Below are 23744 nucleotides of genomic sequence, written 5' to 3'. Positions count from 1 at the left end.
CTTTCGGTTACATTTGACGGTTTTCTGGCTCACAGTTCCCGTGAGGGACGATTTAAAGTCGCGTCGAATACACTTTCGTAGTTTGGATCCTGCGTTCCCAGCAGCCGATCCCAGAGAGTGAAATAGAGTCCATAGTGAGCAGTGTACTTACGGTGATGGATGGCATGGTGAGTTGGGCCAATTAGCCATCGAGTCAGCCAGTGGCGAGAAAAGTTGGCAGGAAACAACTCAAACCCCAGATGGTTCCAAACGGCCCAAAGCGTCATTGTTAACAGTACGGCGATCAGAGTACCGATATGGAGCGGAATTACAAAGACAATAGCAACGAAAAATAGGGCTTGAATCAAAGCTTCAGGCAGATCAAAGGCAAAAGAAGTCCAGGGACTTGGATCACCGGAGCGATGATGCCCATGATGCATCCACTTAAACAGACGGGGATGGTGCGCTGCCCGATGAATGAAGTAAAAGTAGGAATCTTGTAAAAGTAGCACTGTCATGAAGCTGGCTGCGAGGTACCACAACCCGTACTGAGCCGGATCGCTATAAACCAGCGTTCTGCCCAGGTTGTATTCCCGCAAAATGAAAGCCGCGCCCAGGGCAAACACGATCGCTGAAAGTACCGAGAGTTTAATATCAGTTCGAATAGCTTGCAGCGAGGGGGGCGATCGCCGTAAGGTTCGCTTCAAAGAGGGCTGTTGCCATCGGTAAAACAGCCAGTACGCTCCTCCGGCAATCAAAAAGTAACGAATTAAAATCAGTCCGAAGAGAACAGACCAGTAATACTCAAATGATTGATCTAGCAATTTCAAAGTTTCCTTTTTAAAGCCAAACACTCCTACACATTTAGAGAATATGCCCTTTTAGCGTTGATGTGGCATGGAAACTCCGTGGCGTTGGTACGATCGTAGAATAATTTTTCATTCCAGGCGGATGAATGCCAAAAGGTAGGGGCAATCTATGTGTCCCTACCCAAGGTATCTCAGTAGAAGCGAAGAAATACTCGCCCCGACTGAACTGAACTCAGTCGATCGGCTCTTTGCTACAGAGCCAGTTGAACCACTATCTTGTTTAACGCTAACGGTTGCTCGACTGAGCCGAGGTGATCACGGGTGTATCCCAACTTTGCATTTGCGCAATAATTATCTCACTGGCAGGCAAGATGCCTGCGCTACGGAGGTGAATTGATTGGCGCAAAAGGGATGCTCCCGATAGTCACCCTTAGTTAACTGCGTCTAGTCGATCGCATCTTTTACGCTATCTTTTGCGTCTTCTACACCGTGACGAACCTGAGCTTCGCCTTGCTTGGCTTGACCCGCAGCCTTGTCTTTCCGATCGCCTGTCACTTCACCCTTGGCTTCTTGAGCTTTACCTTCAATGTTTTTAGCGGTTGCTTTTGCTCTATCTTCTAAAGACATATGTTCTCTCCATGCTAGTTGTAACTAGTTGCAAAGGTTAAAACGCTGTTCGCTCGGTTTTGACCTTTCTTCAACAGTATCGAGATTTACCAAAAGCATCTTCCATCAAAGGATGCATCCTTCAAGCCTATTGTTACTCCCCTTAAGGGTGATCCGGATGAACCGTAAGTAATAGGGCAGGAAGACGCATCCTGCCAGGGGAGCAGATTTGCTGGCAGAATCAAACGTGATTTGAAACCCGTTTTTCCGGTTGCGCCCGGCTATTACCGCTCAACAAAAAACAGATAAATTAAGTGAAAATACGGTTTATTTGCAAAAATTTTGTGAATTTTATACTTCCCTGATCAAGAAATATTACTTCATTTTGCTGTCTGGATCAAAGGCAGAGCTGGCAACGCAGTCAGGATATTCGATCGAAATCTTCTCTGATCAGGAAGATTCAGCAGTTTTCAGGCAAGTTTCAAGAAATGATGTAGACCCATTGTTTTATCCTGATTTCCACTGAAGGATGGCGTAACGGTATAAAAATTATCGTGCTCGCCCCCTGGATAGTTACCATGCGCATCTCCACTGCTGCTTTCTACACGATCGCTGCTCTCCTGTCCCAAGAGGCAACTGCCCACGCGATCGCCTCAACTCCCCCTGACCTCAATCCATCACCGGACACGTTGGCTCCCGATGCCACTCCTGCTGTGAATCTGGAGCTAGTGAACCCAATCGCCCCCGTTGAGACGCTCCCTCCCCTGACCGTCCCAGTAACCCATGACCCACCATCAGCGGCCCGCCCTCCGCTTCCCATCAAACCTCTGACTCCCGCAGAAACCGTTGAGCTGCCCAAACCAAATCCCCCTGCCCTGCTTCCCGAAATTGCCAAACCTGAGACAGCCAATCCAGCCGCTGCCAAGCCGAATGAAACGGTAACGGCCGCTGCTGCCAAACCGGATGGGGACACTCCCTCACCGTCTCCCTCCGCAAGCCCCAGCCCGCAAGCCCCTGCTGCTCCTGCACCTCCCCTCCAGACCGTTGATGCCAGTGAACTCGCGGAACTTGCCCAATCAGACCATGCCAGGACAGCCGTATCGAATGTTCAGGTTCAAGCCCTAACCCCTGAAGAACTTGCCGCTTTACAACAGCAAGCCGATGATGCAGCCCTGGCGGGACGAAGCAGACTGTCGTTGAATAGTTTAATTGCCCCCAATCTGGCAGAAAATGCGATCGTTGCCTTTGAGAATGCCTCGGAGTCCGACGCTGCTAATCCCTTCGATGCCAGCTTCCTGGATGATGATTTGCTCAATGGCTCATTGCTAGCCCAATCCATTTGTGAAGCTGCTCTTAGCCCCCAGCAGACCCTCCCCAGTGGCATTTGTCCGCCTGATACCACTGTTGAGAATAGCAGCTCCTCTGCGGCAAATCAGGATAACGATGCGACTCATGCCAATGTTGAGCCAATAGTGGCACCCTCCGGCGAGTCCTCGATCGCTGCCCGCCCAACGGGACAAACCGATTCTGCCTATAGTGTCTACACCATTCGGGCAAATAGTACTTCTGCGCGGGATTATTACAATCTCAGTGTTCGTCCGCCGGCCCAACTCAGTAACGGTAATGCCAGTCTGCTCTTTCCCCTCTCGATTCCAGCCGTTATCACTTCTTCCTTCGGTTGGCGGACTCATCCCGTTACAGGTGCAGTCCGGTTCCATTCCGGCACAGACATTGGCGCACCGCAGGGAACCCCAGTGCTGGCAGCCTTTGACGGCAGGGTTGAAGTGTCTAACTTTTTAGGGGGATATGGTCTGACGATCGTGCTCCTGCACAATGACGGCACAGAACAGACCTTGTATGCCCACTTATCTGAGATCTTTGTCCGTCCAGGAGATGTGGTGCGGCAGGGAGAAGTGATTGGTCGAGTTGGTAGTACGGGGTTATCAACCGGGCCCCATCTTCACTTTGAGTTTCGGCGAATGACCCAGGAAGGATGGACGGTGATGAATCCAGGCCCAGCCCTGGAATATGCCCTGGCCCAAATGGGGCGATCACCTCAGATCGCTCAATCGAACTCAGGGCTGGAACTACCTTCCCCCTTCCGCTATTCAGGCAAATTCCTGGACTTAGTGAGAGTCGCAGCCCAATCCCAGGATAAACCCGACAGCTAAGGAGCCATGCTTATCAACCAAACCGATCGACAGATTTAAAATCGACAGAATCTAAAATCGACAGAATCTAAAATCGACAGATCTGAAAAAAGTTGTGTACAGCTCAACTGCACTCTGAAAACCAGTGCTGGAACTGCCACAACTTAATGTTTGGGTTGTCACCAGATACTTTTGCCAGCCAGGTCAGCCTGGGTCGCCCTGGATACTTAGACTGCTCTAGATAATGGTTCCGTCTGGAATCGTACCGTTCTTAATGACGACAATGATGCCACTGCGGATGTGGAATCCCTGGTCTTCCCGTTGCGCTTCCTCAACATGATCCTTGTTGATCAGCTGAACATCTCGACCAATCCGAGCATTTTTGTCAATGATAGCCCGACGAACCGTGGTATTGGCCCCAATGCCGATGGGGACAATTCCCTTATCAATATCGGCTTGCCGCTTATCTGCCTGCTGGTAAAAATCGGCTCCCATAATCAGAGAGTCTTGAATATTGCAGTTCGACTCAATCCGTGTCCGAATCCCCAGCACTGAATGGTGGATCTGACAGTTCTTGAGAATGCAGCCATCACCAATCATCGTGTCTGTGATCCGGCAATTCAGCACCTTCGTTGGCGGCAAATACCGGCCTCTGGTGTAAATAGGAGCCTTCTCATCGTAGAAGCTGAACGGGGGCTGGGGTTGTTGGGTTAGAGCCAGGTTGGCATCATAGAAAGCCTCGATCGTCCCAATGTCTTCCCAATACCCATCAAATAAGTAGGCCTGAGTTTTGTACTGGGGTGCCGCTGCTGGAATAATTTCTTTACCGAAATCAGTGCAGTCTGCATATTCGTTCAGCAGGCGAATCAGTGCTTCCCGCTTAAACACATAAATGCCCATTGAGGCAATGTAGGGATTTTGTTTTGCCTGTTCTGCATCTAAACCCAGCACGGTGGTATCAACCGCCATCTGCTTCAGGGCATCTCCCTTCGGCTTTTCACTGAAGTCGAGGATTCGACCATTATTATCGATTTTGATCAGACCAAAATCAGAAGCGCGCTTCTCGTCGATCGGCAGAACCGAGAGGGTAATATCTGCACCGGATGCACGATGACGTTCTACATAGTCAGCGTAGTCCATTCGATACAAATGATCACCAGAGAGAATTAGATAATCATCTACATCCCACTCTTCAAACAGCCGCATATACTGGCGGACTGCATCAGCCGTTCCCTGGAACCAGTTGGAATTTTCTGGTGTCTGCTGGGCTGCCAATACTTCAACAAACCCTTCGTGGAATCCAGAAAAGCTATAGGTGCGAGAGAGGTGACGGTTCAATGAGGCTGAGTTAAACTGTGTCAACACATAGATTTTGTAAATGCTTGAGTTGATACAGTTGCTAACAGGAATATCAATCAGGCGATACTTTCCTGCTAGAGGTACAGCAGGCTTCGCGCGTAATTTTGTCAATGGATACAGGCGGGTTCCTGCTCCCCCACCCAAGATAATCGCTAGTACGTTCTTCACAGTGACCTCTTTAACTGCTTCTTAACAACCAATCAACTCCCAACTACAGTGTCGGACTGTAGGTAGCAGTTGGCAAGGGGCTAGGACAACAAAGATTTATGAATAGGGGTGAAATGGGGAGAGAGGGAGTAGGCAATAGAGAGTAGGGCGTAGGGAATAGATCTATTCACGGCTTTAGTAGTTTTGTTGTAATACCCAGGCTAAAAATATAGAAAAAAATTGGGGGGATGTTTTCCCCCCAAGGTATTACCTTACTGGAGTTGTAAGCCAGGTGGTAATAATACTTGGTCGATCGCGTGGACGACACCATTGCTAGCAATAATGTCAGGTTGAATGACTCGTGCCCCATCGACTAGGACTTCTCCAGCCGCACTGTCAACCACAAGGGAACTTCCTTCTACAGTGCCAATTTCGCCAGGGGTAACGCTCGGTGAGGTAATGCTGCCAGGAACAACGTGATAAGTCAGAATCTGCCGCAGGGCATCCTGATTTTCGGGTTGCAGTAATTGATCTAACGTTTCAGGAGGCAGAGCTGCGAATGCTTCGTCCGTTGGTGCAAAGACGGTGTAAGGACCATCATCCGCCAGGACATCTTCCAGTTCGGCTGCCTGAATGGCTTGCTCCAGGGTGGAGAAGGATGCATCCTGCTGAACGATCTCAACGACCGTTTCATCACCTGCAAAGGCTTGATCGTCCGTTGTAGCGGTGCCTTCACCTGCTACGGGGTCATCGCCAACAGCAGGATCAGTAGCTGTGGTAGGAGTATCTGCAGTAGGAGCATCTGCCGCAGTATCCGTTGGAGGAGCGCAGGCTGCCAATGCACCAACCAGGCTGACTCCGAGTACTCCAGCTAATAACTTTCTGGAAAACTTGATGCTGTTAAGCATTGTAAAGGCCTCCTAAGCGTAATAAAATGACGAGTCTTTCAACTCGTGTGGGCGATCGACTCGCTCTTACCTTTTGACCAAGTTAAATTAGATACCCCGCCATTGACCTCATCCGCAAGGTAGAGATTCCCCCAGTGCGTCAGTACGTAAATTACGACTGATCTGTAGTGAAATGAAACACCGTAAATCCGGAAAATCCCGCGCTACGCTAGTAGTTATAAGAACTGGTTATTAGAACTCATCATCCAAATTGTGGTCACTGCGGTCAGATGCAGTGAACTGGAAGCTATGAACCTCAAAACGCTTGCATTTGCCATTCCTCTAGTTACTCTGGCAATTTTTGTCGGAGTTTATGGTGCGTTGTTTGCTTCTCGCCAGGATCATGTGCAGCGATTGTTGGAGACGAGGGAATGTCAGGGGTGTGACCTGAGTAATGCCAATTTAGAAAGGTTGAATCTGGAGGGTGTTAATTTATCAGAGGCAAATCTGGAGGGAGCCAGTCTTCGCGGTTCGAAGCTAGGCCAAGCCAACTTACAGCGTACCAATCTGCGTCGTGCCAATTTAGAGCAGGTTGATTTGGGCTGTAATGCCTTCAGTTTCAGCTTGCGCGCAGATGAGCGTACGGCTAACCTGGACTTCAACCTGGATGAAAATCCTGAAGCAGGCAATCCCCAAAATCTGCCGTTAGGTTTCAACATCACAACGGATCCACGCGGAGCGACCCTCAGTTTCAACCTGGGAGGATGTGCTGATTTGAGTGGCGCGAGTCTGCAAGGGGCAACATTGCCCAATGGTTCGATTCATCCATAGCCGCATCACAGATTACCAACTGGTGCGTGAAACGTTCCTTCTACCTCAAAATATTGTCCTGGTTCAGCCGATCGACCTCAATGATGGCGTGAGGCGCACAGGGGCACCACCCCAGAGTTCTGCCTGCACCTGGTTGACGAGATTGGGGCGATAAGGTTCATGAAGCTTTCCTTTGCGGTAAAAGTGACACCCCAGAGGAGCATATCGGATTATGGAAAAATTTTGTGTGAAAACAATAAAATAGCCCGCGAACCAGTTGCGGGCGTTCTAAGAACTCAATCATCTGAGTAGACCTTATTGCCTACTAAATAATTTAGTTGCTGCCAGTAAAGGCTACTTCTGGAAACTTGGCTTGGGCTTCCGTCATGGGCTGACGCTTGCCTTCTTCCTGCCAGTAGTTAATCACTTCAGTTGCCTTATTCAGTAACTCAATGCGATCGACTTCTGAAATCCAGTGCTTTGCTTCTAGTTCGGATTTCAACTGTTCCCAGGCATCATTACGAGGCCAAAAGAAATAGGAGGTCAGGGGGCTGGTGCCTTTGCCCACAACCTGATCAACCGCTAGTGCCACGTTTTCTTCTAACCACAAAACTTTTAAGATGAACTTTGCCAAACAAACCTCCTAGCCAGACGGATCATCTTGATAACTTTACAATCCCTTATAATAACGCATCCTTCCCCAGGGAAGCTAGTAGACCTCGGCAGCAATACGCCCACCTTTCGTAGTGCAGGCTTCCAGCCTGCGCGGGCATCTTGCCCGCTCTACGGTTGCTCAATTCACGCTCGCTTCTACTAGTCGTAAGCATCAAGCGCATCAAGCACTCATCACCGCTTCGGGCAGTGCCCCCTTCATCCGACTGAGATAATCCACTAGATTTTCCAACTGCTGATCGGCTTTGAGTACGCCCAACCCTCGCACCGTCACCTTTCCGGGCGTGTAGACAAAGCGGGATTTCAGGTGATCGGACAAGTTTTCCTTCAACAAATTCCAGGCGGGTTCCTCCATCGGCGTTTCCAACACCACATGCTGCTTGCCGTCCGGTTTAACTCGACTAAATCCAAGGGACTTGGCGACCTGCTTCAGTTCCATTACCCGAATCAACTGCTGGGCGGCATGGGGAATCGTGCCGTAGCGATCGATCCAATCAGCGGCAATTTGCGCCAGTTCTTTCTTCGACTGGGCTGACGCAACTGTCCGATAAGCCGCCATCTTTTGATCCAGGTCGGGAATATAATCCGCCGGAATAAATGCCGTCAGGTTCAGGTCGATTTGGGTATCGTCCACCTGGGGAATTTCCTGGCCGCGAATTTCCTTAATCGCTTCCTCCAGCATTTCCATATACAGGTCAAAGCCGATCGCATCCATCTGTCCCGATTGCTCTGCCCCCAGTAAGTTCCCCACGCCGCGAATTTCCATGTCTCGCACCGCAAGCTGATAGCCAGAGCCAAGCTGGGTAAATTCTTGAATCGCTCGGAGCCGTTGCCGTGCCGCATCAGTGAGTTGGTTTTGCTTCGGGTAGAACAACCAGGCATGGGCCTGAATTCCGGCGCGTCCCACCCGTCCCCGCAACTGGTAAAGCTGGGATAGGCCAAACCGTTGGGCATCTTCCACCAGGATCGTATTCACACGGGGAATATCCAGCCCGGACTCGATGATCGTGGTACAGACCAGAATATCGGCTTCCCCATTGCTGAAGGTGAGCATGGTTGCCTCCAGTTCCCCCTCCTGCATCTGTCCGTGGGCGATCGCCAGTCGGGCAGTGGGAACCATTTCTCGAATCCGTCCCGCCACTTCTTCAATCCCTTCCACGCGAGGTACAACGTAGAAAATTTGTCCACCGCGATCGAGTTCCTGCCGAATTGCAGTTCGCACCACTTCCCCATCGTAGGGAGACAAATGGGTTTTGATGGGGCGACGGGACGGTGGCGGAGTCGTAATCAGGCTCATTTCCCGTACGCCGGAAAGGGCCATATAGAGGGTTCGGGGAATCGGAGTCGCACTGAGGGTCAGTACATCCACCTGGGTTTTCAGGGCTTTAATCTTCTCCTTCTGGTTCACCCCAAATCGCTGTTCTTCGTCCACCACCAGCAAACCCAGATCTTTGAACTTCACCCCTTTCCCCAATAGTTGATGGGTTCCCACTACAATATCTAACTCACCCGTCGTCAGGCGTTGCTGAATTTCCTTGCGTTCCTCCGCCGTCCGAAAACGGTTCAGTAAGCCCACCTGAATCGGGTAGGGGGCGAATCGCTCTTTGATGGTGTGGTAGTGCTGCTGGGTCAGAATCGTGGTGGGGGCGAGCAGGGCCACCTGTTTACCGGAAGTTACTGCCTTGAAAATAGCGCGAATGGCCACCTCCGTTTTGCCAAAGCCGACATCCCCACAGACCAACCGATCCATCGGGCGGGGATTTTCCATGTCCCGCTTCACATCCTGGATCGCCTTCAACTGATCGGGAGTTGCCTGATAGGGAAAAGAGTCCTCCATTTCCTGCTGCCAGGGGGTGTCGATCGGAAAAGTAAAACCCTCCTGCTGCGATCGCTGGGCATAGAGTTGGAGCAGATCCACCGCCACCTTTTTAACGGCTTTGCGAACCTTGCTCTTGGTCTTTTCCCACGCCTTTCCCGACATTTTGTTCAGTTCAGGAGTTTGCCCTCCGGCTCCCCGGAAGCGGGACAACACCCCCACCTGATCCGCCGCTACCCGCAGCAAGCCATCAGCATACTGTAAGACCAGATACTCACGGGTTTCATTGTTGATGGTCAGGCTTTCCAACTTCAGGAATCGCCCCACGCCATGATTCCGGTGGACGACAAAATCTCCTAACTGAAGCTTGTTGGGATCTACCTGCTTCGATGCGGCTTGTCTGCGCTTGCGCACATAGGTCGGCGTTGCCAGGGTGTGCTGCCCAAAAAACTCTCGATCGGTAACGACCACCAATCGGAAGGTCGGCAGAATAAACCCTTCCAACTCTGCCAAGCCAGAGTATTTGACCGCCACCGGGGTTTTCTGAGATTGCAGCTTGTCGATCGCCAGATAATCCCTGGGATTGGGGACAAACTGCGCCGGACAGTCATGCTCCTGCAATAGGGCAACCGATCGCGAAGGTTGGGCGGACACCAGCCAGATGGCAAACCCCCGATCGCGCTCCTGCCGCAGGGTTTCCGCCAGCTTGCCAAACTGATGAGGAATCGCCGGAACCGGACGGCTAGATAGGTTCAATCCATGATTCTCCTCAGCAATTTCCGAGAGGGAGAGGCGATCGAACCGTTCCAGGTTGGTCAGGGACTCAGTGAAGGCACGATGGACAGGAGGAATCGGGGAATGGGGGGTGGGGAATGGGGAGGAGTAAGTGGGCTGATTCTCCTCAGATAATCCCCGATAGTTGAGTTCCTGCCACTGTTCCTCTGCATGTTCAAACCAGCGATCGCTGTGGGCGCGGCACTGTTCTGGCTCATCGATCGCCACCAGGGTATTATCTGGCAAATAATCCAGCAGGGAAGCAGGCTGGTCAAACGCCAGTCCTAAAAATCGCCGCATTCCCTCCAGAGTGCCGGACTCTAGCTGTTCCAGTTCTTCGGGAGAGAGGAGAGGATTGAGGACTGAGGACTGAGGACTGAGGACTGAGTCTGTTCCCTCGAACTCCTGACTTCTGGCTCCTGACTCCTGACTCCCCAACCCCGCCAAAATCATTGGACGAAAATTCGTTGCCGTCAGAACCAGTTGGTTAATACTATCCAGCGATCGCTGGGTGGAGGGATCAAATTCCCGCATTTTGTCCAGTTCATCGCCGAAGAACTCGATTCGCACGGGCAGTTCCAGGGCAACGGGAAAGACATCAATAATATCTCCGCGACGGCTCCATTGCCCTTCGGTTTCAACGAGGGACACCCGCTCGTAGCCGAGTTGGGCCAGCTGATGACTGAATCCCTCCAGATCCAACTCCATGCCGCGATCGAGGGTGACGCAGTAGGGGCGGAAGGCTTCGACGGGAGGAAGGTGGGGTTGGAGGGCGCGTTCGGTGGTGACGATCGCCAGGGAGGAGTGGGGAGTGAGGGGTGAGGAGTGAGGAGGGGTAGGTGAGAGCTGGGTGGGGGGTTCTCCTTGGGCTTTGAGGAGGTCGGCGAGTACCTGAAGCTGTCCCCAGACCATCTCGGATTCGGGGTCGAAGGGTTCGTAGGGGGAGGCTTCGGAGGTGGGGTAGAAGTGTAGGGTGCGCCAGCCCATTGCCTCTAGTTGGACTGCCCAGCGGCCGGCTTCCTCCAGGGTGGCAGCCACCAGGAGCAGGGGACGATTTTGAGCCTGGGCGATCGCCGAAGCAATTAGCCCTTTGGGTAGACGCGGGATGCCGTTCAGCTTCAGGTGATGCTGCTGGTCGAGCTTGGTCAGCAGTTCAGCCGTCAGGGGCGATCGTCCTAGGGCGCGGGTGATGGAGGAGAAAGCCATACAGTAGAGGGTCGGAAACAGAACTTAAAGGATGGGAAAGGGCAATCATACAGCAATTTATTAATGTTTACTATTCTAAAAGGTCAGTTAAGACAGGATAGGAATACCCCTCTTTCAAGGGGCGGATTTACACCAGAATTTATCTAGGTTTGCGAACGAAACTATATCATCGGTGTAGCTCAGGTTGAGGCGATGCAACCCAATATCTGGCTGTTGAAGGCATGGGAATGCTACCGTGCTGTATGTCCAAACTATTGAGCATAGCCCCTGGTAATTGCTCCTTCTAAATCCTCCTATGTCCCTTGAGATTCTGGTCATTCTGCTGCTAATCCTGGCCAATGCGGTGTTTGCCATGTCTGAAATGGCGATCGTTTCTTCCCGCAAAGCGCGTCTTCAGGAAATGACCAACAGGGGAGATGCGAAGGCGCGGGTGGCGTTGGATTTAGCGAATTCCCCCAATCGTTTCCTCTCTACAGTGCAAATTGGGATTACTTTGATTGGAATCTTGGCCGGGGCGTTTGGGGGGGCAAACCTGGCTCAGTCCATTGCAGCGCAAATTGACCGAATTCCGATCCTCAGTCCTTATAGTGAGGCGATCGGGTTTTGGCTGGTGGTGATTTTGATTACCTATCTATCCCTGATTCTGGGTGAATTGGCTCCCAAACGGTTAGCCCTGAACAATCCAGAGAAAATTGCGGCGATCGTGGCTGTGCCGATGCAGTGCATTGCCAAGTTTGCTGCTCCGGTGGTTTACCTTTTGAGCCTTTCTACGGAATGGGTACTGAAAATCCTACAGGTGAATCTCTCCACCCATGAACCCCTGGTGACGGAGGAGGAAATTAAGCTTCTGCTGCAACAGGGGGCAGAGGCCGGCATGTTTGAGGCGGCGGAACAGGATATGGTGGAGCGAGTGTTTCGCCTGGATGATCAGAAGGTGAATGCCTTGATGACTCCTCGTCCTGACATTGCCTGGCTCGATATCAGTGATTCCATCGAAGTGAATCGCCGCAAAATGATCGAGATTTCCCACACTCGTTTTCCGGTTTGCCAGGATCATCTGGACAATGTTCTGGGTATTGTCCATGTCACGAATGTGCTCTCCCAGAGCCTGAAAGGACAACCGATCGACCTGCTTTCGCTGCTGCAATCTCCCCTGATTATTCCAGAAACGACCCACGCCCTGAAGGTGCTGGAGTTGTTCAAACAATCAGGTACTCATATTGCCCTCGTCGTGGATGAGTATGGGGTGATTCAGGGACTCGTCACCCTCAATGATGTGATGGAAGTGCTGATCGGTGATATCCCGTTTGCCGATCAACCGCAGGAAACGGAGATTGTGCAACGCGATGATGGCTCCTGGTTAGTGGATGGGATGGTGCCGATCGCCAAACTCAAGGAACTCCTGGCGATCGAACAACTTCCCGGAGAAGATCGCGGCAATTTTCAAACCCTGGGGGGCTTCATCGTCACCCGGTTCGGTCACATTCCCAGAGCCTCCGATCACTTTGAGTGGAATGGCTATCGATTTGAGGTGATGGACATGGATGGGAATCGGGTGGATAAGGTGTTGATCATGCCGATGGGGTGAGGAGTGAGGAGTGAGGAGTGAGGAGTGAGGGGTGAGGAGTCAGGAGTCAGGAGCTGATTTTCTGTAGGGCAGGCATCTTGGGGGATGCAGCACAATAACATACCCGTTAGGGGCACACTGCTGTACGCCCTGACAGCCGATTTTTTCAAAAATGGGGATGCCATTTGATTACAGATCCCTTGCCTACCATGCGCCAAGATTGTTTGTTCGCTTCTAAACTCGTTTCATGAACTAACCTCGCTTCATGGCCAGCATCAATCCATCGGCGATCGGCACTAAACACATCACAACCCGCTGATCCTGCTGAATTTTTTGGTTGAGGGTACGAATGGCGGTTGTCCGGGTGTCCTGCACTTCAGGATCGGCCACCTGTCCTGACCACAGCACATTGTCGATCGCAATCAGTCCGCCAGTCCGCACCAGTTGCAAAGCGCGTTCATAGTAGTTGTCGTAATTGCTTTTATCGGCATCAATGAAGGCAAAATCAAAGGTGTTGGCATGACCCTCCTGAATCAGCTGATCCAGGGTTTCCAGGGCGGGGGCAATGCGGAGATCAATCTTGTCAGCAACGCCAGCCTGTTCCCAGTAGCGACGGGCGATCGATGTAAACTCCTCACTCACATCACAGGCGATCAGTTGACCATCGGGGGGCATCGCTAACGCAACCACCAGGGAGCTATATCCGGTAAATACTCCCACTTCCAGGGCTTTTTTCACCCCCATTAACTGCACCAAAAACCCCATAAATTGCCCCTGCTCTGGGGCGATCTGCATCTGGCTCATGGGATGACTTGCCGTTTCCTGCCGTAGTGCTTGCAAAATGGGCTGTTCCCGTAGAGAGGTGGATAGGAGGTATTGGTAAAGGCGATCGTCCAGGTTGAGTGTTTGCTTTGACATAATTTTTGTTCACTTAAGGAATGCGAATTTAATAATCTGAAATTATTGTGGGGTGAGCATCTTGCCCGCCCAGTCAGCGAAGTAAAACGTTGCCCAAGTTAGTCCATGATCCTGAGCGGCTTGGTCAACCTTTCAACCTGGGCAAAAGTACACCTACTCTGGACTCTACGCCGTCCATGATCCTGAGCGGCTTGGTCAACCTTTCAACCCTAGCTTAAATCTCAAAATTAAATCCTTTCTCCCGGAGCTGTTCGTACGCCACTTCGTCAAATTCGTACAGCTTGGCCGCCCGATGGGGAACATCCTGCTGGACTTCATTCAGTTCGCGCAATAGTCCCATCTTGAGGATCTTTTTGCGGAAGTTTCGCTTGTCCAGTTCATGGCCTAAAATCGTCTCATATAACTTCTGCAACTGAAACAGTGTGAATTTCCGGGGCAGTAATTCAAACCCGATCGGTTCATACTGGACTTTATTCTTCAGTCGATTCAGCGCAATGAGTAAAATTTGGTCATGATCAAAGGCAAGGGGCGGTAACGCATCGATCGCAAACCAGGCGGCATCACTGGCATCAGACGCAGCTTTCACGACGTATTCTTCCAGGTTGATCAGGGCGTAGTAGGCTACAGTCACAATCCGTTCGCGTGGATCGCGGTCAACGGCTCCAAAAGTATAGAGTTGTTCTAAAAATAATTTCTCTAGTCCCGTTTCTTCCTGCAATTCCCGTAGGGCCGCCGCTTCGATCGACTCATCGATCCGGACAAAGCCCCCTGGCAAGGCCCAACTGCCCTGAAACGGTGTAAGCTTGCGCTGAATCAACATGACTTTCAGCGTCGATTGGCGATCGAAACCAAAAATAACGCAGTCAACCGTGAGGGCGGGTCTGGGATATTTGTAGGTGGGCATAGACAAACGGACGGATAAAGTATAGGAACCTTTAAAGATCTGGGTGGAAGGATGAACGGATGAACTGAACGCTTACGGAGCTGGTTCAGCGTTGAGTGGAGTAATGGGAAGATGAATCCTGAAGCAAGTTTGCCTGGATGCACTCTCTACCGTAATTCTTCCATTCAAATAATCTACCAATTTGCGGATTAACGCCAGCCCTAATCCAGTTCCCCCCTGATTGCGCAGGTCTGAATTAGGAATGCGGTAAAACGGCTCAAAAATTTGAGACAGAGCCTCTTCGGGAATCTCCACACCAGAATTGCAAACGCTAATTTGTACCCCAGGAACCGAAAACTCAGGGGGTAACTTCAGATTTCCTGCCGCGATCGATTGTATGGGTTGCAGCCGAACTGTAATCGTAATTTTTTCATTCGCTGGGGTGTACTTACAGGCATTATTCAACAGTTCTGAGACGATTCGCGTCAAACTAGCCATATCAGAGGTCAGAGTTGGCAGGGACTCAGGAATATCCATTTCTAGCTGCTGTTGGCCCGCCTGAATGCGAAGTTGAAAATTTTCGACGATGTGCGGTATCCAGTCCTGAAGAGTGATGGCAGAAAAAGCCAGGGAGTAGGTGTCTGCGTTCAGCCGCTGTAGATCCAGCAGATCATTGACTAGAATCAGTTCTTGATTGCATTGCTCTCGCAGAATTTCTAAATACTTTACCGTTCGCCGGGCTGATGAATCCTCACCCTGGAGAACCCCACCCTGACTCAGCACAATTTCCAGCATTTGAATTGACATTTTCATATTCGCCAACGGGGTTCGCAGCTCATGGGACACCGTATTCAAAAAATCATCTTTTAGTTGGTTTAAACGTTCTATTTCTCGCATCTGGGTTTCAAGCTGCTGTGCTCGCTGCAGGGCAAGTTCTCTTTCTTCCGCGAGCCGACGACGAGTGACATCATGAAACACAACGACAGCCCCAGTAATTTCACCTGTCCCATCACGGATAGGAGTTGCAGTATCGGCAATGGGAATCGCGACACTATCCCTGGGAATGAGTAGGGCGTTGCTGGGTAAATTAGCTGCCCTGCCCTGCTCGATCGCCGCTACAACGGGATTGGGCAATTCAGTCTGAGTGTGTTCATGAACCACCTGAAACACTTCTGAAATATTGCGTCCCGCAGCTTCATTCTGTCGCCATCCTGTGAGGGCCTCAGCCACCAGATTCATTAAGCAAACTTTGAGCTGAGTGTCTACGACAATCACTCCATCGCCAATATCCCGCAGGACGGTACTTAGCCATTGCTCCCGGTCTTGCAGGTCACGGTTCGCCCGATATTGATGCAGTGCGGTTTCTACTGCGGCATATAGTTCGCGCTCCTCGATCGGCTTCAAAATATAGCCAAAGGGACGAGTTAACTTTGCCCGCTCCAGAGTTGGGCGATCGGAAAACCCAGTGGCATAGACAATTGGAATTTGCAAACGGTTCCAGATTTGTTCGGCCGCCTGAATCCCATCCATATCGCCCTTCAGGCGAATATCCATCAAGATTAAATCTGGATTTAAATGAGTTGCTTGATTGATCGCCTCTGAACCAGTTGTGGCGATCGCCGGAACTTCATAGCCCAGATTTTCTAAACAATCTTTAATATCTCTGGCAATAATGCTTTCATCTTCAACCACAAGAATCTGAACCGCCTGCGGTGGTTCAATGTTTGCATTCACCTGATTGGTCACAGTGTCCTCCAGGGAAACGAAATTTTGAATGCTGTTCCTTTAGAGCGATCGATCGCCAGAATTCCCTCCAGTTGTTCCACCAGATCGGTCACTAACTTTAGCCCCAGTGAAGTGGAGTTAGCTTCAGCAAAATCCTTGGGTAATCCTTGACCATCATCGCTAATTTGTAAATGCACCATGTTGTCGTTGCCCTGAGAGAGATTAATTTTAATCTTCCCCGTTTGCTGATTAGAAAAAGCATACTTTAGAGAATTTGAGACAAGCTCATTTGTGATTAAACCACACAGAATGGCGGTATCAATATCCATTGGAATGGCAGCAATTTGGGTTTCTAACGTAATGGACTTGGAGTAGGTTTGATAAACGCTAAACAACCCTGTGGCAATGTGGGAGATATAGTGAGGCAAATCAATCTCCGCCAGATTTTCCGATCGATACAGTTTCTCATGGATCAGGGCGATCGCCTTAATCCGGTTTTGACTATCCAGTAGGGCTTCGATCGCATTTTCATCGGTTAAACTCCGCCGTTGGAGCCGCAGCAAACTGTAGATGATTTGCAAATTGTTTTTAACTCGATGATGGATTTCTTTGAGCAATACTTCTTTTTCTTTCAAAGCACTCTGCAACGGTTGAATCATTTTGCGATCGGTAACATCCACTGCGGCTCCTAAAATTTGCCTGGGAGCACCCTCCGCAGTCCGGGCAAACACCGTTTCCTGGCACTGAAAATACCGCCAGTTCCCGTTACAATGCTTCATGCGATACTCCAACTGCAAAACATCACCATCCTCAACCGTTTTCCATTGCTGAACAAACTTCTGCAACACCGGCAGATCGTCGGGATGGATCAAGGTTGGCAGATCCTCGACCGTTGACTGGGCTTCATCCAGGGGATACCCCAATTGCTCGGTAAACTCACGGTTGATGTAAGCATTTCGCTTTTCCAGTAAATCATACACATAGAGGATGGCTGGAGCCGTATCCGCAATCTTTTGCACAAATCGCTGACTTTCTTGCAGAGCGGCTTCTGCCTGTTTCCGTTCCATGATTTCCTTCTCCAATTCACGGTTAGCAGCTTCCAACTGCGCCGGACTGGGGAGAGCCAGGGCCGCAGGCACCAGCGGTATCAGAGCGACAGCCGTATACATCGAAACACCGGCTGTGAGGGCTTTGACCATTCCTGAAAGCCAGTAGGTGGGATGCCAGATCGTCCAGATGCCCATCATGTGGGTTGTGCCACAGGCAATGATAAAGGCGCTGAAGCATTGAAACATCCAGCCAAAGGGAACATCCTGCCGCTTGCGCACAAAGTAGATCAGGGTCAGGGGAATGGAGTAGTAGGCCAGAGCAGTCAATCCATCGGCAATGATATGGAGCCACACCAGACCCGGCCTCCAGAGATAGCAGTGTCCATGGGGAATAAAGATTGCAGCGGCAAGGGAATCAGACCAAACAATTTGCATAACAACTCCTGCGCATTTTCTATGCGATCGCGGATTGGCACTGAGTTGACCCACCCAATTCATGAAATCCGATCGGGTGCTGTGGGATAAAAGCATCTGTATGGGCAGAGTTCTGCCGCAAAGTCCTAGCGACTTTTTAGTTTTGGCAGACCGTTGGATGGAGATCAAAAATTGAGTTGAGTCATTGCGTTTGGGCGATTGTTCACAGGCAGACCAATACCTGCACAATGGATTCAATGAGATGTTTCACTACCATTGAAGGCAGCAGAATCTCGGAGGCTGGGTCAAGCATTGTGTGCTCATCCGATTTTGTGATCGGTGCTGGTGCGCTTTGCCAACCTACATCCGGATCCTCTAACCGTTGTTGAGCTGCTTCGTTAAACGAAATCAATTCATCCGGTTGAGATCTTAAACTGGAATCAGTATCCTTCAGTGTTTCTCGGATCAGCGTAGTCGGAATCGGTCGGAATCGGTCGGGATCAGCAGAATTAGCGGATTCAATGGAGAGCAATCGGAGGATTCATCTACTTTTATAGCGTGAATCCTGAAGGTCAGTTTACTCAATGTGATGTTGTTTGCAGGTTTTAATGGGATGACTACTGCCACACAACTGCCAATTCCAAAACATTTCAAGCCGGAAACCGTTGGGGAGGTCTGGCGCGTTCCCTATCAGGTTCGGGCTACCGAAGCAAAAGCCTGGGCAAACACCCATCACCTATCGGCGGCGGCGATCGATCGCACTCGTATTTGTCTTCTGGCCATTGATGTGCAAAATACCTTCTGCATTCCAGAGTTTGAACTGTTTGTGGGGGGGCGATCGGGGATGGGAGCCGTGGAGGATAATGTCCGGCTTTGTGAATTTATTTATCGGTATCTCGATCGAATCACGCAGATTGCTTTGACGATGGATACCCACTCGGCCACTCAAATTTTTCACTCGGTCTTCTGGGTGAATCCGGCTGGAGAACACCCGCCAGCCATGACAATGATCACGCTGGAGGATGTGGAAAAGGGAACCTGGACAGTGAATCCCGCTGTTGCTGCCGTTTTGGGGCAGTCGGGGGAAGCGTTGCAGGACTATGCTCGACATTATGTCCGTAAGCTGTCCTACGATAGCAAATTCCCTTTAACGATCTGGCCCTACCATTCCATGCTGGGTGGCATTGGCCATGCGATTGTCTCTGCGGTGGAAGAAGCCTGCTTTTTTCACAATATTGCCCGGCAGAGTCAGACCTTGTTTGAGATTAAGGGCGGAAATCCCCTGACAGAGAATTATTCAGTGCTCAAGCCGGAAGTGTTGGAAGATCAGCACCAGCAGCCGATCGCCCACAGGAATACAGCCTTTTTACAAACCCTGCTGAACTTTGATGCGGTGGTGATTGCAGGACAGGCCAAAAGTCATTGCGTTGCCTGGACGATCGATGATTTGCTGGCTGAGATTCAAGCGACGGATCCAGCCCTGGCGCAAAAAGTTTATCTGCTTGAGGATTGTTCCTCTCCCGTCGTTGTGCCCGATGTCGTTGATTTCACAGACTCCGCCGAGGCCGCCTTTCAACGTTTTGCAGAGGCTGGAATGCATGTTGTGCAATCCACTGATCCGATCGAAAACTGGTTGAAGCGGTAAGGAGAATGGATTAAATAACCTGTGCAACGTTTTACCTCGCTGACTGGGCGGGCAAGATGCCCACCCCACAAGAATTCCAGTTTATTAAATTCGCATTCCTAAGTTGAAGCGTTAACCGTTGGTCGATCGGTTGGAGGATGCTTGGGCGAGGGGGCAGGCGAGGGGGCAGACCGGACGGGTATCAAATGGCAATCAGGCGGGCGATCAATCACCAGGGAAAAGGTTAAAAGCTGCATCGTTGACCCTTCCAGCCCGAATTCCAGCCCGAATTCCAGCCCTACTCTTCCAAAATGGATACGCCGAGCAAGCTAATCCCCAGTACGCCACCCAGAAAAAACACAGTGGTGAACAGGGGGCCAAAATCCAGTGCGTCGTTAACACCCAACAAAAAACACAGGTTGTGGAAAAAAGGGCGGAAACCACGCGAACTGCTTTCAAAAGATCCATCGTCTGAACCTCCACGAGCGACACCGTAGTGTCATGATATAACTTTTTAATAATCTAAACAAAACTTATCGGTGATATCAGGTTTTGTATTGGTATTTTTCATGTTGACAATGATTACTACAGGGGGATTTCCCCAGACTTCATCACTTCTTTACAATTTGTTACTTCTTTAATGTGCCCTTTATAAATAAGTTTCCTTTGTAAATAAAGCGATCCGGCAAGACGATCGCCATCCATGCATACTTTTCGGTCGATCGTGTCAATACTGAGGGGAGTCCAATCAACTGACTTGATTATGTATCCCTCCTCCTATTCCTCCTCTCCATCGGTCGAACCGTCCCCGGTGTTGTCTCCTGACCAGTCCAGCAAAGCCGGATATCTCTTCATTTTTCTGGAGATTTTTTCACGGGAGGGAGGGATTCAGTCCTATGTGCAGGATATTTTCCAGAGCTATTTGGGACTCTCCGATCGCGCCACAACCTCACCCCAGCCGCTCCCTCCTGCCGATGTTTTTTTGCTGCGAGATGGGGAAAACTGCACCAATCCCTTTACGGGAGGGAACCTCACCTTTCGCTATTTCAAACGGCAGTCGGTTCGTTGGGGGCGAATTGGATTTGCGATCGCTTTACTGATTTACCTGGTGCAGCATCGACCTCAGCGCGTTTTTTGCGGCCACATTCACCTGGCTCCCCTGGTCTGGTTGCTCTGTAAACCCCTGGGTATTCCCTACACCGTACTCACCTACGGCAAGGAAGTTTGGGAACCGTTGCCGTTTTTTCCCCGCACTGCCCTACAGCAGGCCGATCGCCTCTGGACGATTAGCCGCTACAGCTGCGATCAGGCTTGTCAGGCCAATCAGCTTAATCCAGACAAAATTCAGTTCTTACCCTGTGCAGTGGATGGCGATCGGTTTTTGCCGGGTGCCAAGTCTCCAGAACTGCTGGAGCAATATGGTTTGGCGGATGCAATGGTGTTAGTCACGGTCGCGCGGCTCTGGTCAGGCGATATTTATAAGGGAGTTGATGTCACGATTCGGGCCCTGCCGACGATCGCTCGTACCATTCCCACCGTCAAGTACCTGGTCATTGGCAGGGGGGATGATCAGCCCCGGTTGGCGGCCCTGGCTGCCGAATTAGGAGTTGCCGATCGGGTGGTGTTTGCCGGATTTGTTCCCACGGATGCCCTAGCCGATCACTACCGTCTGGCAGATGCCTACATCATGCCCTCCCAGGAAGGGTTTGGCATTGTTTACCTGGAAGCCATGGCCTGTGGAGTTCCGGTGCTGTCAGGGGATGCCGATGGTTCCGCAGATCCGCTTCAGGATGGCCAACTGGGCTGGCAGGTTCCCCACCGCAATTCAGAAGCCGTTGCCCAAGCCTGTATTGAAATTTTGCAAAACAAACTGGCCCTGTCTCAGGGACTGCCCCACGATCGGCGCTGTGATGGCGTTTGGCTCAGACAGCAGGCGATCGACCTGTTTGGTAAAGCTGCGTTTCAACAACAGTTCGCATCGCTGTTGGACAATAGCCGTAGAGGCGGAAAATAATGGGGTTCCCCCAACGAGAAATGAGCTGCACCGCAATCTGAACATCTTCGTCACTGTTTCAACCTTGTTTAGCCTCCTTAGCAAAATCAACTAGGGTTCGGAAATTCCGATTAGCCTCCATAGCATTAAATTTTTGCAAACCAATCTATATCGACTTCCACTGACTTAATTACTGTAATCTTGACACCAAGCCCCAACTCTTTCAACTGATTTGCGATCGCTCAACATAGGCATTTCACCGATAATCTGGAGGTACACCCCAACCCAGAAACGAAGCCAGCTAACGTTGCTGTTCAGCGGTTGCAGATCAACCTTGCTCCCCTACAAGCAGAACCCAACAATCCGTTGCAACAGCGTTGTTAGCTGAGAGACACGCCGATTGCCCTTCAATACGCTCTTAAAATATGCCTTCTTGTTCACGTCTGTATATGGTGTAGTTATCTGCAAAACGCTTTATCCTTATGAAACATTTTTTCTCAAGAAGCTGTCGTTCTACATCATCAGGAGTGTGATTATCGTTTTCTAGCTCAGGAAACCACCGATGTTTGCCTATTAGAAGAGTAGCAAAGAATGTTTGAGAATAAGCTAAATATTGAAGCAAAGAGCGAAGGGTTGCAGTCGCCATCTCCACGTAGCTATCTGTAACTGAATCCCCGATGTACGCGATGAAATCGACATGTCCAGCCCTTGACAGCCACGAATAAGTATCTTTTCTCATCTCATGTAGATGCGCGACGACTTCAGGTTCAGCACCGATTATGTTCATCTCAATATTGCTAAGAGTCTTTCGTATTCGTCCAGGTGAAAGGTTTTTTCGCCAGTGCTTTAAGGTATCTTCTTCAGCATCAAATGACTTTATAAAATCCATAAAAGTAGCTTCATCACCAGCACAAGCAATAGTGAAATCAAACGTTTCTACCAAATATCTAAATACCAAACGTGAATGATTCCCAGCACCACTTAAATTCCGAACAATACTGATTGAATCAGCAATATTTTGGAGCAAGCTTGTAAAGCATAGTGATGTCAACTTATTGTCATTGAACCAGAGCATAGGAATATCATCATTTTGTCTTGAATGGAAGATTACCCAGAGTGTCAAGACATTTGCGAATGCAAAGTCAAGAAGTTCTAACTCACGCTGAACAAGTGATGTAATTTTGGGAAGTCGATCCTCGCGATTTTTTGTGTAAGTATTAACAATATTGCGAATATCTTCAAGAAGTTCCTCAGGTGATTCTTCAAGTAACTTTTGCTCATCCTCAGAGATTATTATTTCAGGTTTCATGCTTAATAAAGAAAGTTGAAGAACTAAAGCCTGGGTTTCTAGCTAACTATATATTCACCGTCAAAAGTGCGGGATAACGCCCCTATGTTCCAGGATTATCCATCAGATCTGCGGGATAACACCCAACTTTTCAGGATTTAAACAGAAAAATTGATAGTTAAGTCCGGGGACTTGGGGTGTTATCCGTCACTTTTGATAGTTAAGTATGGAGATTAGGGTGCTTATCCGTCACTTTTGCTGGATAACACCCCTGATAACGGCATTATCCAGTAGCAACCTAAGGTGCAACCTCGATCGCGCCAGTAAATTTGTACAACAGAACACTTGACTGAGGCGATCGATCTGGTATCTTCTTAATTCATGGCTACATAAATGCGTAAGCAATGCGTGTCGCAGTAGCCTGGCTCCCAACAACCTGGCGAGGTATGAAGTAGCGTCACCTACAACACACCTCTAACCCCACAGACGACCGTAGCTGTCCGTCGGGCTTGGACTAGTTTAGCGTTTTTAGTGGACTCCACCTAATCCGTTGAACACTTCCTATCCCTGGCTTTGCGATGGTTGAACGCGGGGGACAACCGGGTTGGTGGGTTTCTTCTGATCAATAAACCCTAACCTATACAAGGAGAATTCCTATGACAGGTGATTTTAACCTGTTCGATCGTGCTGCTTTTGGAGATGATTCTGATCCGAATGCCGGACAAGAGCGCGTTCGGATTATCATCTTTGGATCGAAAGAAGTGGTTCGTGCCACCATTCACGATCTCTATCTCAAGAACTTCCGCAGAATCGAAAGCTGGAGTCCCTTACTCCCCACTCCCGATCCAACCGTGTTCATGTCCATCAGCACCGAATATCGCACCATGCGATGAAATAACGAACCCTTGCAAAACTGCCGCAATTGATTCATTTCGGCATCCATTTTTGCCTCCGTTCTCCTGAGCCTAAAGAGCAAAAGTTCCCAGGATCAGGAGATTGAGGAGCTAGGTCATGCAAATTGAATCATCTGAACTTCTTGTGAGGTGGGCAGCGTTTCGACGGCTCGAC

Annotated in this window: 20 protein-coding genes; 8 read left to right on the top strand and 12 right to left on the bottom strand. The window is 50.1% G+C overall.

Annotated elements, in window-relative coordinates:
• Positions 1-29: 29 nt before the first annotated feature.
• A complete protein-coding gene (locus ACM1PF_RS13635) occupies positions 30-803 on the bottom strand; it encodes a sterol desaturase family protein (protein WP_416675381.1) in 774 nt (257 codons plus the stop codon).
• 429 nt (positions 804-1232) lie between these two features.
• Entirely contained in the window at positions 1233-1415 is a 183-nt protein-coding gene (locus ACM1PF_RS13630) for a CsbD family protein (RefSeq protein ID WP_416675379.1), read from the bottom strand.
• A gap of 250 nt (positions 1416-1665) precedes the next feature.
• Here ACM1PF_RS13630 and ACM1PF_RS13625 point away from each other — a divergent pair, with 250 nt between their 5' ends.
• Positions 1666-1920: a hypothetical protein gene (locus ACM1PF_RS13625; RefSeq protein WP_416675377.1), complete on the top strand. Its 255-nt coding sequence runs from the start codon at positions 1666-1668 to the stop codon at positions 1918-1920.
• A 52-nt stretch (positions 1921-1972) separates the two neighbouring features.
• The gene (locus tag ACM1PF_RS13620; RefSeq protein WP_416675374.1) at positions 1973-3565 is read left to right on the top strand and encodes a M23 family metallopeptidase; all 1593 of its coding nucleotides are present in this window, start codon (positions 1973-1975) and stop codon (positions 3563-3565) included.
• 216 nt (positions 3566-3781) lie between these two features.
• On the opposite strand, the gene ACM1PF_RS13615 is transcribed toward ACM1PF_RS13620, so the two are convergent.
• Together ACM1PF_RS13615 and ACM1PF_RS13610 are read right to left on the bottom strand one after the other, a co-directional pair.
• Positions 3782-5071, bottom strand: coding sequence for a glucose-1-phosphate adenylyltransferase (locus ACM1PF_RS13615; protein WP_416675373.1), 1290 nt, complete (start codon positions 5069-5071; stop codon positions 3782-3784).
• Between the two features lie 251 nt (positions 5072-5322).
• Positions 5323-5958 carry a fasciclin domain-containing protein gene (locus ACM1PF_RS13610; RefSeq protein ID WP_416675370.1) on the bottom strand — a complete coding sequence of 212 codons (636 nt, stop codon included), beginning with the start codon at positions 5956-5958 and terminating at the stop codon, positions 5323-5325.
• A 288-nt stretch (positions 5959-6246) separates the two neighbouring features.
• On the opposite strand from ACM1PF_RS13610, the gene ACM1PF_RS13605 reads away from it, so the two are divergent.
• The gene (locus ACM1PF_RS13605) at positions 6247-6768 is read left to right on the top strand and encodes a pentapeptide repeat-containing protein (protein ID WP_416675369.1); all 522 of its coding nucleotides are present in this window, start codon (positions 6247-6249) and stop codon (positions 6766-6768) included.
• The gene (locus ACM1PF_RS13600; RefSeq protein ID WP_416675366.1) at positions 6749-6922 is read left to right on the top strand and encodes a hypothetical protein; all 174 of its coding nucleotides are present in this window, start codon (positions 6749-6751) and stop codon (positions 6920-6922) included. Before ACM1PF_RS13605 ends, ACM1PF_RS13600 begins: the two co-directional genes overlap by 20 nt.
• A gap of 159 nt (positions 6923-7081) precedes the next feature.
• Here the strand turns inward: ACM1PF_RS13600 and ACM1PF_RS13595 are convergent, their stop codons facing one another.
• Both ACM1PF_RS13595 and mfd read right to left on the bottom strand, forming a co-directional pair.
• Positions 7082-7381: a 30S ribosomal protein PSRP-3 gene (locus tag ACM1PF_RS13595; protein WP_416675364.1), complete on the bottom strand. Its 300-nt coding sequence runs from the start codon at positions 7379-7381 to the stop codon at positions 7082-7084.
• Between the two features lie 201 nt (positions 7382-7582).
• Positions 7583-11215, bottom strand: a complete 3633-nt coding sequence (gene mfd / locus ACM1PF_RS13590; protein ID WP_416675362.1) for a transcription-repair coupling factor — start codon at positions 11213-11215, stop codon at positions 7583-7585.
• 295 nt (positions 11216-11510) lie between these two features.
• Here mfd and ACM1PF_RS13585 point away from each other — a divergent pair, with 295 nt between their 5' ends.
• Complete coding sequence (locus tag ACM1PF_RS13585) at positions 11511-12803, top strand: hemolysin family protein (protein WP_416675359.1); 1293 nt, start codon at positions 11511-11513, stop codon at positions 12801-12803.
• A 231-nt stretch (positions 12804-13034) separates the two neighbouring features.
• On the opposite strand, the gene ACM1PF_RS13580 is transcribed toward ACM1PF_RS13585, so the two are convergent.
• The 4 genes from ACM1PF_RS13580 to ACM1PF_RS13565 all read right to left on the bottom strand — a co-directional run bounded on the left by ACM1PF_RS13580 (position 13035) and on the right by ACM1PF_RS13565 (position 17792).
• Positions 13035-13700, bottom strand: coding sequence for a class I SAM-dependent methyltransferase (locus ACM1PF_RS13580; protein ID WP_416675356.1), 666 nt, complete (start codon positions 13698-13700; stop codon positions 13035-13037).
• A 214-nt stretch (positions 13701-13914) separates the two neighbouring features.
• Positions 13915-14604, bottom strand: a complete 690-nt coding sequence (locus ACM1PF_RS13575) for an NUDIX hydrolase (protein WP_416675354.1) — start codon at positions 14602-14604, stop codon at positions 13915-13917.
• Between the two features lie 72 nt (positions 14605-14676).
• Positions 14677-16329 carry a hybrid sensor histidine kinase/response regulator gene (locus tag ACM1PF_RS13570; protein WP_416675352.1) on the bottom strand — a complete coding sequence of 551 codons (1653 nt, stop codon included), beginning with the start codon at positions 16327-16329 and terminating at the stop codon, positions 14677-14679.
• Positions 16326-17792: a sensor histidine kinase gene (locus tag ACM1PF_RS13565; RefSeq protein WP_416675350.1), complete on the bottom strand. Its 1467-nt coding sequence runs from the start codon at positions 17790-17792 to the stop codon at positions 16326-16328. The genes ACM1PF_RS13570 and ACM1PF_RS13565 overlap by 4 nt, the downstream gene beginning before the upstream one ends.
• Before the next feature lie 592 nt (positions 17793-18384).
• On the opposite strand from ACM1PF_RS13565, the gene ACM1PF_RS13560 reads away from it, so the two are divergent.
• Positions 18385-19416 (top strand): isochorismatase, encoded by a 1032-nt coding sequence (locus ACM1PF_RS13560; protein WP_416675347.1) that lies wholly within the window; start codon positions 18385-18387, stop codon positions 19414-19416.
• 98 nt (positions 19417-19514) lie between these two features.
• Here ACM1PF_RS13560 and ACM1PF_RS13555 read toward each other — a convergent pair whose 3' ends face one another.
• On the bottom strand, positions 19515-19652 hold the full coding sequence (locus ACM1PF_RS13555) for a hypothetical protein (RefSeq protein ID WP_416675345.1): 138 nt from the start codon (positions 19650-19652) through the stop codon (positions 19515-19517).
• A gap of 506 nt (positions 19653-20158) precedes the next feature.
• Between ACM1PF_RS13555 and ACM1PF_RS13550 the strand changes: the two genes are divergently transcribed.
• Positions 20159-21409: a glycosyltransferase gene (locus ACM1PF_RS13550; protein WP_416675342.1), complete on the top strand. Its 1251-nt coding sequence runs from the start codon at positions 20159-20161 to the stop codon at positions 21407-21409.
• 397 nt (positions 21410-21806) lie between these two features.
• Here ACM1PF_RS13550 and ACM1PF_RS13545 read toward each other — a convergent pair whose 3' ends face one another.
• On the bottom strand, positions 21807-22697 hold the full coding sequence (locus ACM1PF_RS13545; RefSeq protein ID WP_416675339.1) for a hypothetical protein: 891 nt from the start codon (positions 22695-22697) through the stop codon (positions 21807-21809).
• Between the two features lie 635 nt (positions 22698-23332).
• Between ACM1PF_RS13545 and ACM1PF_RS13540 the strand changes: the two genes are divergently transcribed.
• Entirely contained in the window at positions 23333-23569 is a 237-nt protein-coding gene (locus tag ACM1PF_RS13540) for a hypothetical protein (RefSeq protein ID WP_416675336.1), read from the top strand.
• Positions 23570-23744 lie beyond the last annotated feature (175 nt).

The sequence above is a fragment of the Egbenema bharatensis FJBBOT/2019 genome (assembly GCF_048077055.1).
Lineage (GTDB): Bacteria > Cyanobacteriota > Cyanobacteriia > Elainellales > Elainellaceae > Egbenema > Egbenema bharatensis.
This window is presented reverse-complemented; position numbering and strand designations above follow the sequence as displayed.

Bases quoted from the DNA above. Each gene is read 5' to 3' on its own strand.
- ACM1PF_RS13630 (WP_416675379.1), bottom strand. From the start codon at position 1,415: ATGTCTTTAGAAGATAGAGCAAAAGCAACCGCTAAAAACATTGAAGGT.
- ACM1PF_RS13575 (WP_416675354.1), bottom strand. From the start codon at position 14,604: ATGCCCACCTACAAATATCCCAGACCCGCCCTCACGGTTGACTGCGTT.
- ACM1PF_RS13610 (WP_416675370.1), bottom strand. From the start codon at position 5,958: ATGCTTAACAGCATCAAGTTTTCCAGAAAGTTATTAGCTGGAGTACTC.
- ACM1PF_RS13560 (WP_416675347.1), top strand. From the start codon at position 18,385: ATGACTACTGCCACACAACTGCCAATTCCAAAACATTTCAAGCCGGAA.
- ACM1PF_RS13565 (WP_416675350.1), bottom strand. From the start codon at position 17,792: ATGCAAATTGTTTGGTCTGATTCCCTTGCCGCTGCAATCTTTATTCCC.
- ACM1PF_RS13580 (WP_416675356.1), bottom strand. From the start codon at position 13,700: ATGTCAAAGCAAACACTCAACCTGGACGATCGCCTTTACCAATACCTC.
- ACM1PF_RS13550 (WP_416675342.1), top strand. From the start codon at position 20,159: ATGTATCCCTCCTCCTATTCCTCCTCTCCATCGGTCGAACCGTCCCCG.
- ACM1PF_RS13555 (WP_416675345.1), bottom strand. From the start codon at position 19,652: ATGCAGCTTTTAACCTTTTCCCTGGTGATTGATCGCCCGCCTGATTGC.
- ACM1PF_RS13540 (WP_416675336.1), top strand. From the start codon at position 23,333: ATGACAGGTGATTTTAACCTGTTCGATCGTGCTGCTTTTGGAGATGAT.
- ACM1PF_RS13620 (WP_416675374.1), top strand. From the start codon at position 1,973: ATGCGCATCTCCACTGCTGCTTTCTACACGATCGCTGCTCTCCTGTCC.
- ACM1PF_RS13585 (WP_416675359.1), top strand. From the start codon at position 11,511: ATGTCCCTTGAGATTCTGGTCATTCTGCTGCTAATCCTGGCCAATGCG.
- ACM1PF_RS13545 (WP_416675339.1), bottom strand. From the start codon at position 22,697: ATGAAACCTGAAATAATAATCTCTGAGGATGAGCAAAAGTTACTTGAA.
- ACM1PF_RS13605 (WP_416675369.1), top strand. From the start codon at position 6,247: ATGAACCTCAAAACGCTTGCATTTGCCATTCCTCTAGTTACTCTGGCA.
- mfd (WP_416675362.1), bottom strand. From the start codon at position 11,215: ATGGCTTTCTCCTCCATCACCCGCGCCCTAGGACGATCGCCCCTGACG.
- ACM1PF_RS13600 (WP_416675366.1), top strand. From the start codon at position 6,749: ATGGTTCGATTCATCCATAGCCGCATCACAGATTACCAACTGGTGCGT.